The following is a 10,714-nucleotide window of genomic DNA, read 5'->3' as shown; positions in this document are numbered from 1 at the left end:
ATACCAAAAACTCTCAATAAAATCTACGATAGATTGAACGGCCCCTTCATAAAAAGGAATATTCTCTCCCTTTTCACCGCCGATCTTATCCCCATCAATGATGAAGGGGAGGTCAACAAGAACTTCTTGTGCAGATTTCTTAACATTGCTTAGAGAATGAGAATAGGAAATGTTTATCTGGGTCTCTTTCAGGTCTATTCTTTGAAACTCTCGGAAAAAGGCATAACAATTTGCCTCTAAAAAGTTTAAATCTTCTCCGGCTTTTGCCTTTTTGAAACCGTGGGGTAAAAAGAGTATAGGGATTCTATAAACTTTTCCAAAACGCCGCTCCCTCGCAACTCTTTGAAGTAGAATTAGAAAATCCAAAAGAGAACCACAGCCAGTCCCGCCAGCGATAGAACTCACAATAAAACAGAGGCATTCGTCTCTTAAAAAAGAATTTAGTTTATTATAGATTTTCTCTGAATCTAAGAAAAAGATGGTTCGGCTAGTAAGCCTTCTTTCGCCCGCAGCGATATTCCGCCTGAGGATGTCAGTTATGTAAAGTTCCGCATCTTCTTTACTTACAAACTTGGAAATGAAAGGATTTTTATCTTGGCTATTATTTTGGATTTTCTCCATTTCGTGCTTATAATCGCCAGAAAATAGATGAAAATCTTTACTGTAAGATGTATAGTCCAGAGTATCAATGACGCATCTCCCAAAACCGAAGCGGTGGAATTGAGGATTAGGAGTCTCAGTGGCTACGAGGTCAAAGGCGATATACCTAAACTCAGAAGGAATATTTTCCACCTTTCCGTATCTTTCTAAAAGGCGGTTCTTAAAAGCAGTGACCACCCATTTCCCAAAACCGCCCAAACCAATCAAAAAAATTGACATTGGCATATTCCCTCCTAATTAGTAAGCGTTATACTTAACTTTATAGTTCTTAACATCTATCTCTTCAACCCCCTCCAAGGGCAGAGTTACTTGGGTTACTTTATTCTCAACCCATCCCTTTTCCGTAATTAGCCCCTCTTCGTTTACCTCGCGCCGGGCAAAAAATATTAAATCTCCTCCCTTTTTCAGAAAAGACAATTTTCCCTTGCTATTTACTCTTACCTTCCTTTTCCCTGAGAGAGTGAGGGTAATTGGTGGCTCCCCTTCTTTTATTATTTCTAAACTGCCAGTAAGTTTCGGACAACTCAATATCCAAAATTTATGACGGTTCCAAATGTAAATATCTAAGTAGTGGAAAAGGAATAGTAATATAAGAATTACCGCGCCTAAAATATAAAATCGGTAAATTAGGAAATCGATGAGATCCATCTTCCTATATACCGCTACTCCGTTAGGATTTGTTGTGTACTCATAAATTGTCCCATCTTTCTTCCGGCTTCGGAGGTTAAGAATGAGGCGATACTTACCACTCTTTTTAATCTTTCCTCCATTCACAGAAAACCTCGCTTCTTTTTCTCCACCTAAGTATCGGAGATGTCCAGATTTTATTACTTTACCTTTCTCAAGATCTTCAATTTGGTAAAAGATAATCGCATTGGGATTATCAATAAAATAATCGGTCGGGTTTAAGTTCTCTCCACCAAGCCTTATCTCCACCTCAATAATCAAATCTTTGTGCCAAGGTTGCACCTCTTCGTATTTGGGCTTTAAGACCTCAATATAGGGGATTCTCACCACTTTAACTGGAATAGCAGTTTCCGATATTATCTTATGTGCTTTCATATTTAAGATTATTTGGTATTCACCCTCCAGTGTAGTTTTAATTGTTTCCTTTGCCAAGAAAATACCAATCTCTGGTGTCTCAATTAAGTCTAAATGCTCAAAAATTGGACTTCCCGGATATTGTAAATCTGCCCACATCTTTAATTTATAGGCGTGGTGTTCTTTTATAGGTTTACCATCTCTTCGTAAAAAACTTGCTAAAATGGTAAATGGCTTTCCTTGGGGGTGAACTTCTTTCGGGTAAATGAGTCTCGGTTGAACTGGTACCTTCATTGTACCAATTTCTACTTTCCCCGCTCCTTTCTCAATCTGACAAATCCAAATTCCCACTTCTGGTTCTTCCACTTTCCAAATTACGGTTCGGGGACTTTCTAAGGTTTTACTAATCATTGGCGGCTCTTCCTTAATTTTTAATCCTTTAGGATTAAGAATTGAAACCTCCGCATGGGGTAATTCCCGATGGATAGTAAAAGTGACCACTTCTAAATATGGGTCTAATTGAATTTTTAGTCCTTCGGGGGGAATTGAATCCCATTTTTCTGCTACCCCTTCCATTAATACTGAAATCACTTTCCAGAAAGCCTCTTTTAAATCTTTTTCCTCTGTGGAAATTAGCCTTTGTGTGTATTTGGCAATTCTTCTCCAGTAAGGATCATTCTTTGACCAATACTTATCTTCTTTATCTATTCCCAGGACACATAGGTAGCAATTTTGCAGGGAGTCGCTAAAGAATTTGATAATTTCACTAAAATAGGCCTCTCGTGATAATCTTCGCAAATCATCAGGCTCGCCGTCCGTAAGAAGGACAATCGCTTTCTGTCTCGGTCTGTCTTTTTCCACTTCCTCAAACCCCCTTCGGGCTTTTCGAAAAGCCTCAATAAACTTTGTATACCTTAGGTCCAGGGGTTTTATTTTGTTGACTAACTCTTCTCTCTCCTTCTTTTTTGTGGTATCTAAAGAAACAAGAGGAACCATCTCATCATCAGGATTTGGTGGGGTTAAATCCCCAAAATTTACTAAACCAATCCGGTGGTCCTGTTCTTTTGCCCAATAGGTCGCCAGATATTCCACCAAAAATTTTGAAGCATCAATCCGATTATTATTTGGATCGGTTTGTCTCATACTACTTGATTGGTCAAGTAAAAGGAAAACATCTAAGGGCTTGGGCACTACTTGGAAAGGGACAATAACTTTTTCCCCTTTCTTCCCACAAGAAAGAATTAAGAAAAGTAGAGATATTTTAACCACCCTCATAAATTGGGATAGAGAGGTGGGAGAGGGATCCTTATTGCACATTTTTGTTGTACAAGGGTAAATAACCTTTCCAAAATACCACGACTTTTTCATATTCATAAAGTATTTTAATGAAATTTTTAGAATTGTCAAGGGGAATTTCTGAAATTCGCCGCCTTTTCCCGGTCATAACTATTTTATCTTTCTAAAGAACTGGTATTATACTTAAAGGTCTAATAAAGTCAAGTATTTTTTTCATTTTTCTCTTAAAAAGTAGATCTCCTTTTTACTCCTTATTTTCTCTAATGACGGTGTAGGTCTCATTGCCGATTTGGATTGTCTCTACTTTGCCTTTTACTTTAACTACATTTCCCTCTTTTGGGAATGGTTTTTCGGTAAGAACAACAATCTCACCGGTCTTATCCTTAACTTTAAAATATTTGATGAAAATTAGGGAAAAGACTTCGGTTACCTCTCCCCGAATTAAAACCTCTCTTCCTTCATATCCCCGTGGGTCATTAAGGATTTTTTCAATTGGCGTGGGAAGGAATTTGGCGCAGCAAAGATTAAAAAGAAAAAAGAAAATAATTAAAAATCTCATATCGCTTACCCCCCTTCCCTCCACCTCCAATTAAACCTCCCTTCCTTATCTAAACTTAGGGGGGCACCTTTTTGAGATGGTGCCCCCCTATTTTTTATTTTAGAATGATTATTTTGTAATCCTCCTTAACCTTCTCTTTTAGACGCAAGAAGTAGATTCCGGAAGGTAGATTTTTCATTTCTAAGGTCTGGACTCCGGGCTTTAAGGTAAACTCTTTGACCTTTTTACCAACCGCATCGTAGAGGATTACCTTCTTTATTTCCTTTTCGGATAGGAAGTATTCAATCTTCAGGTCGCCTCTCAGGACTGTGGGATAAATTTTAAGAATCCCTTTTATAGGCTCAAAAGATGAGAGCTCTTTTTCTAAGATTCCCACCTGGGGTTCGCCGGTCTCAAAAGAGATTGCTCTTCCCGGAATCAAAGGTGCCTGTGCCCGATGGTAAGTGCCGTTGTAAAGTCCACAGATACCACGAGTGGATGTGTTATTTTCAATTCCAACGGTATTGGAGGTGTAGTTATTCGCGGTATAGTACTGGAAGACAATCTTATTATCACCAGTTGGCGTAGGAACGGTCGTATCATAAACGATAATCTCAAACTTATCCCACTGGGTATTGGGAGAGAAGTAATGGACTGAATCCCATTCAATAATGAATCTGTGCGAATCGGGTTCGTAGAGATACCAGATCCTATTGCCATAGGGCGGATATAAATCATCCCAATTGACGCAAATCATAGAATGGGGATTACTTGATGTTGGGTCCGGAAGTGGCTGGTTGGTATAAACTGCTGATGTGTATCTTCCTGGGGCAATCCAGCCATTGCCACAGACCGAAAGCGATTCCGCAAATCTTTGACCATAATACTTGAAGACAAAGGGTAAAAGAATTCTTATCGTCTGGTCATCCGAAGTGATGGGCAGTTGGGTTCCCCGGTTTCTTAGTTCAATCCAACGGTAAGTTGGGTGCTGGACATAGAAGGTATCAATATTATCATAGGCGTAATAAATTGCCGGGTCTCCATCCGGAATCGGGTCGGTAATCGTTAACGCCCCAACGCCAATTGTAAAGCCTACCTTCTGAGTGTAACCACCATCCGCGGTTAGAAAGAGGGTACAAGGCACTTGGGTTTCCGGTCGCATCCTGGGGTCAGCATAAACCCGGAACCGGTCTTCGTTATTAATCCTAACCGAATCCTTAGGAATAAAGCCGTAATTCGCTAATGAATCCCAGACAAAGAAGAGGGTATCATAAGCCTTCAATTTCGCCTGACAGTTATAACCATGTCCCAGACCTGTATTCTTAATTGCTATCCGCAAGAAAGCATCCTCACCCGGGTCAATCCGACCATTTGGTCTTTGGGCGTGAGAGTCGCTCACAAGGTAATTCTGGAAAGAGAAGACCGGGGTACCAACAGTAATCGTAAACCGGGAGACCCAGGAAGAATCTAAGTTATCTTTACAGATTAAGGTGCAGAGTATCGCATAGCCATTAGAAAGTCCGGTATTGATTCTTAGATTATAGCCATTGGAACCGGTAAAGGCGGAATCACCCGCTGGAATATTACCGAAGTTTTTTATTGTGTCAGAAGATTGTGCCTGAGGGTCACGCGTGAAGAAACGGCCAATAACGTTCTGGGCGGTAAGGTTTCCCCAGTTTTTAACCCAAGTTGGAAGTTCTAACTCTTCACCGGGATTCGGAATACCATCACCGTTACCTCTTGGTGGTGCATCGTCAATAAAATGTCTAAGATGGCAGACATAGCGACCGGTGGAAACAACCCTGATTGAATCTTCATAAGGGAAATAATTGCGAGCGGAAATAGTCAGAAGCATTGTGCCGACTTGATTCGGTGAAACATAAAGGGTTATCTGACCTGAGCCATTGGTTCTCCCTTTGGCATAGACATTTTCACCCATCATCAGACAGACCAGCGCAGAACAAACCGGGTTTGATTGATAGGTGACAGTGATTGGGACCGGCACATTGCTTCCGATATTTATTGCCTGCGGGAATTGGGCGGTAAGATGGTGGGGATTTTTCACATTTAAGGGAATTGTCGGATCCCCGAAGAGATTTCTCTCATAGGCTTCCCAACGGAAACGAGAGGAATCGGTCATTGGCCAGAGAGGTCGGAGTTGGTCTTTGGAATGGGCTAATGCCTGACCAACATAGACGTAGGCGGAACATAAGGGATGACGTCCAATTGGCATCCGAGGTAAAAACTTATAAAAGAAATGGTAGTTGTAGTATTCTGCAACTCTTACCCAGCCGGAACGTGCATTCATCATCACCGCGGCGAAGCCGTTCTGAGCAATCCCGGTGATTGTCTCCGCCAGACAGTCGTTATAAAGGTCAAAGGAACCTGGGTCACAACAGACCGCAGTTAGCACATTCAGTTTATTGGTATTGGTTAAATTGCAAGCCATAGTTCCGGTCCAACTGCCATTCAGTTCCATAGTCCTTGGTGTGCCGTGGGCGATAACTGAGGTATAGCCATAACCGGCATTAATGGAATCGGTAAATCTCTGAGGTGATGGTTGGACATGCCCTCCGGACATATACATCTTACAGCACCACCAGTCCGCAGGTGCCGCATTAGCAATGGAATCGTTAAATTCCATAGAGAAAGTGACCGCTACGGGTAGTAATGCCTTCTCAAAATAGGTAGAATCCGGGTTTTGCTCGTAACGGAATAATTTATTAAGGTAGGTTCTTATCTCCTGAAAACTTTCGGTTGTCATCATTCCGACATAGACATCAGAATAACCATCAATGCTATCCGCTGGTTCGCCAAAGATATTGTTGTTATTAAAGTCCCACGTACCGTCTAAATCAGAGAAGTAGATATCACCGGGTAAGTCTTCATTACTGGTATAGCGGACCCGCAAGAGGCGGTATTGCTGGGCTGGGGCATCCTGGCGGACAATGAAGAAGAAGACCGTCTGCCAGACCGTATCCGCATCTTTAACGAAGTTGCGCATCTTTTCTGGTAAATCCCTTCCCGGATAGGTTGATTGGATATCTTCAATGGTCATTATCCGAGCGGGATAACCTAATTTATGCCGCCAGTAACGAAGTGGTTCGCAACTATCCCGATAGACTTGGGGAGTAATTATCACATATTCGTAATAACCTGGTGGCAAATTAGGAGAAAAAGCCGGAGTAGTTCGGACTGGTGGAGCGAACCTTTCCACATCTTCTGGATTAATTACTAAATCACCGACATCCGATGAGAAGAGTGTTAATTTAAATGGAGATATGGGTTTGGGAATAATTCTCCCTTCATTATAAGAAACTCGGACCTTAATCTTTTCGGCAAGATACAATTCCTTTCTCGCGGGAAGGTAGCGAACCGGAAAGACTAAAAATCGGCAAAGACGAAATCCACCTTTATTCCCAGAACCAATATAGCCTAAGATTTTTTCCGGATAGATACTCTGTTGAGAATAAAACTCCTCTTTTGGGGGGACAAAAGGGTGGGGTTTTAAGTCGGAAAATGTTCTCCCCGGTTGGACTGGATATAATAGATATTCACCAGGGATTTTATTTTCCTCAACATCTAAAACTTCAACTCCTTCTAATTCCGCATCAGCGGGAATGACAATATGCACGGGAATTACCGGTAGAGATGGTGAGCCGGGTTGACCATCAATCTCCGGGGCATTACCGTAATTAACAACGGTATAGCCATCTTTGGGTATGAGATGAAGTAAAGTCTGGGGAAAAGAAATTTCCTTAACAATCTCGCCGGCAAAGACGAGGGCTGTTAAAAAGAAAAATAAAAAAATTGGCTTTATCTTTACCATAAATCCTCCTTATTCCTCCCCTTCTTCCTCCTCTGGTTCTCCAACACTAATTGAGACCTCAATTTCTCTTAACATCTTATCTTTGCCTTTTACCATGAGGATATAAGTTATCTCATCCTCCTCTCGTTCTTCGCTTTTTTCCACAATCTCACCCGGGGCGATGATATTTACTATCTCTTTTATCCGGGAGAAGATTGGGTCTTCTAACTCTTGAATCTCTGCTATCTTCCCATTTGTCCCATCAACTGTCACCCGAAGTTTTTTGTAGTTATAAGAGACTTTTGCCTCGTAAAGCCCTTTATCTTTAATGTATTCTAAAGCCTCCACCTTAGCACCCTTCAGGGAATCGGTAATCGCTTTTGTTGCCTTTTCTTTTGATACTTTTTGGGCAAAGGCAAAAGAGAAGAAAATAAGAGCGAAAATAAAGAGAAGTTTACTTCTCATAGACTCCTCCATTTGATTTTATCATTTTGTATTATAAAAGAATTAAACTTGAAAGTCAAGGTCAACATCTTTCTGTAATAAGAGGCAGGAGACTTTCCATTTTATCCCCAAAAAAGAAATAATTTTCCCCAAGTGGTCCCTCGGCTTTTTTATTTTAATGATTTCCGAAAAGAGAAATTTATTTCCCGAAAACATTCTCTCTAAATCCTTATTGCTGGGGCGGAATCCAGTATCAATCGGGTCGGGATGGCGACGGTAAAATCTCGGAACTGTGACAAAGAGGTAACCTTTGGGGGCAAGAAGGCTTAAGACCCTTTTTGCTACTATTTCTGGATTTTCTAAGTGTTCCAAAACATTAGTAAGAAATATCAAATCGTAAGGCTCGGAAGGAGAAAATTCTTTAATATCCGCCACAATATCAACCCCTTTGCCGGCTTTTTGGTCAAGGTGGTCAACTTTTATCCCCCTTTCTTTCAAGAGAAGGAAAATTGCTTCCTGGTGTGGTTGGTCTTGAGTACGAAATCGCAAATCACCGGAACCGACATTCAAACACCTCCGCACTCCTTTTAAATCAATCTTCTTTAATTTATCAATAATCCAATCTGCTTCCTCAGGAAACATAAAATTTACTCTTCAGAAAAATCCCCCGGTATTTCTCCTAGTCGCAATTTCCCGATATCAAAATGGGTAAGATTAGTAAGAAAAGCATCAATTCCTTCGTCAAAATCCATTCGCTCATTTTTCTTCTTTGCGCAAGGATTATTATGAGAAATGACGAATTGTTTAATAAAAAGTAAGTTAAGTTTTTTCTCTTTTAATTCTTTAATTACCCGCATGACTTCTGGTTCTACCTCTTCTTCAACCCTTTTTGCCCGTCTTTCCCTTTCCTTTATCGCCTGGGACAAAGGCAGAGAGAGAAATTGATCAATTCTCTTTAAGAGCGAAACGTACGCTGAGCCAGAAAATCTTTCTCTTTTTTGATAAATTATTCCCAAGGTAGCAAAGTAAGGCTCTTCAAATTGAAAAGTAAAGTCCGATTCCGGAAGATCCCCGGCTATTTTCAAGAAATGATGATACATCTTTATCACCTCTAATGACTTCTCTTTTATATTGTGTGGTTTTTCAGTATTCAAAGCCAGAATTTCCCCGAGAATTTTCTCTTCGGGAATTAAAATTGCCGTAATCTTCTCTTTCCCCAAGGATTTCATCGCCGCCAGGCGGTGATTACCATTAGGCGTCCAATATTCTCCTTCTTTGGTCCGAATTAAAATTATTGGGTCTAAAAATCTTCCGGTCTTTTCGATGGAGTATTTTAAGCGCGTTAGATGGGTTGGGGAAATCTCTCTCTGGAAGGGTGTTGGTTTACAGATTTTTATTGGCACCAGAGCCAAGATTTGTTCTTTTTGCGAAAAGGGCTCTTGATAGACAGAAAGAATCTCCAGACCATCCTTTTTGAGGAGTTCCAAAAAGTCTTCCCCTTTTCTCTTCCGCATAAGGAATTATAATAACTAAAAGAATAAAGTCAAAAGGCGGAAATAAAAAGGGGCGGAGAAATTTCTCCGCCCCAGTTTTTTTCTTTTTTGTTTACTTGACGTTTGCGGATTTCAGTTCCATATTCATCACATACCGGTAACCAGAGATTGGTTCGTAATCCATATTAACCTTCACTAAACCGGTCCCTTCGGCAAACCAATAATAGATAGGAATTCCTTGGGTCGTCTGCTCCACCTTCCAGGCTTTAAAGGTTCCCGCAGGCACGGTCACATTTTCTTCCACAAGGACCTTAGCGGTGGTTGTCGAGTCAACTTGCCAAGTCTTATCCTTTTCTAATGGGAGAGCAAGAACTGTATCCGGTGCAGGATCGCTTTTTGACTCATAAGAAAGGATATAATTCCCACTCTCCCGGATATAGGTGGTGTCTACCTCAACCAAAGTCGTTTCGTAAGGGCTTTTCACGTATACTGTCTCAATGTTTACAAAGAGCGTGACTTCTAATCCGTTATCCAGATTCCCTTTACTGTCCGCTTTTGTATCAGAAGTAAACTTTTGGATGGTGTCGGTAGAAGAGCTGGTTATCAGTAGGGTGTATCCGGTGTATTTCCAAACGCTTCCTACGCCCATCGGGAAATACTCCTCTCCTTTCTCACCACAGAAAATAAAGAGGAGAATAAAGAGAGGAATAGCTAAAAATAACCTCTTCATATTGTCCTCCCAATTTTTTAAACTCTAATGATAACCATAAAACATTCTTTTGTCAAGTAAATAGTGCAATAGTTTCACTTCATATCATTCTAGGACTTTAAACTTTTTAATTTAACTAACCATAACCAGGATTTATTATGATTCTTATACTGTGAGGCGACATCTTATGTCGCCTATCAAAAGAAGGGCGTTCTTTTTAAGGTTTTTATTTCCAATAATTTAGTAATTTTAGAGTAAATTGAACTGCACCCCAACACCATCTCCCCTACCACCTCCTCCCCCAGTTCCTATCCGACCTTCTTTTCCTATTTTTAGAGAAAACCTTCCCCACAGTTAAAATCCGAATCTCTATACCACCCTCTTCCTGAAAAAAGGACCTAATCTTAGGCCCAATCTCTTCTCCCGAAAAATGTCTAAGGAAATATCCCTTCCTATTCCCAATTGCGGGTCTAATTCCGGGAAGAAAAGGATTGGGGGTAGAATATTCGGTTTTTGATGAGACGGAAAATTTTATCTCGGCGTTAATGATTGCCCTGGTGATATAAAAAGCGAAGGGGGCGTCTTTCATCAAAATAACATCTTACCATAGCTAGGATGTAAATTTTGTTGATAATTTGGATACTTTTCATTCTTCGTCTTCTATGGAAAGACTATACTTTTTACGATATGCCTCGTCAAGTCTTTTTAGAAGTTGGGTTATTTCA

At 40.6% G+C, this 10,714-nt stretch carries 9 protein-coding genes; all 9 read right to left on the bottom strand.

Translation table 11 applies throughout. From position 1 onward, the window contains the following. A partial coding sequence (locus tag ABIL00_07685) for a tubulin-like doman-containing protein (GenBank protein MEO0110639.1) occupies positions 1 to 885 on the bottom strand: 885 nt, incomplete at its 3' end. Positions 886 to 897: 12 nt separating this feature from the next. Further along, the gene (locus ABIL00_07680; protein ID MEO0110638.1) at positions 898 to 2,970 is read right to left on the bottom strand and encodes a vWA domain-containing protein; all 2,073 of its coding nucleotides are present in this window, start codon (positions 2,968 to 2,970) and stop codon (positions 898 to 900) included. Between the two features lie 271 nt (positions 2,971 to 3,241). Further along, positions 3,242 to 3,556 (bottom strand): hypothetical protein, encoded by a 315-nt coding sequence (locus ABIL00_07675; GenBank protein MEO0110637.1) that lies wholly within the window; start codon positions 3,554 to 3,556, stop codon positions 3,242 to 3,244. Between the two features lie 94 nt (positions 3,557 to 3,650). Continuing rightward, positions 3,651 to 7,364: a C25 family cysteine peptidase gene (locus tag ABIL00_07670; GenBank protein ID MEO0110636.1), complete on the bottom strand. Its 3,714-nt coding sequence runs from the start codon at positions 7,362 to 7,364 to the stop codon at positions 3,651 to 3,653. Positions 7,365 to 7,373: 9 nt separating this feature from the next. Next, positions 7,374 to 7,808 (bottom strand): hypothetical protein, encoded by a 435-nt coding sequence (locus ABIL00_07665; GenBank protein MEO0110635.1) that lies wholly within the window; start codon positions 7,806 to 7,808, stop codon positions 7,374 to 7,376. Positions 7,809 to 7,850: 42 nt separating this feature from the next. Further along, entirely contained in the window at positions 7,851 to 8,429 is a 579-nt protein-coding gene (locus ABIL00_07660) for a methyltransferase domain-containing protein (GenBank protein MEO0110634.1), read from the bottom strand. A gap of 5 nt (positions 8,430 to 8,434) precedes the next feature. Then, positions 8,435 to 9,301, bottom strand: a complete 867-nt coding sequence (locus ABIL00_07655; protein MEO0110633.1) for a ParB/RepB/Spo0J family partition protein — start codon at positions 9,299 to 9,301, stop codon at positions 8,435 to 8,437. A gap of 91 nt (positions 9,302 to 9,392) precedes the next feature. After that, a complete protein-coding gene (locus ABIL00_07650; protein MEO0110632.1) occupies positions 9,393 to 10,010 on the bottom strand; it encodes a hypothetical protein in 618 nt (205 codons plus the stop codon). A 265-nt stretch (positions 10,011 to 10,275) separates the two neighbouring features. Continuing rightward, complete coding sequence (locus tag ABIL00_07645) at positions 10,276 to 10,578, bottom strand: hypothetical protein (GenBank protein MEO0110631.1); 303 nt, start codon at positions 10,576 to 10,578, stop codon at positions 10,276 to 10,278. Between the last annotated feature and the right edge of the window lie 136 nt (positions 10,579 to 10,714).

The organism is candidate division WOR-3 bacterium, from assembly GCA_039801905.1.
GTDB lineage: Bacteria > Hydrothermota > Tepidihabitantia > Tepidihabitantales > JBDRVQ01 > JBDRVQ01.
This window is presented reverse-complemented; position numbering and strand designations above follow the sequence as displayed.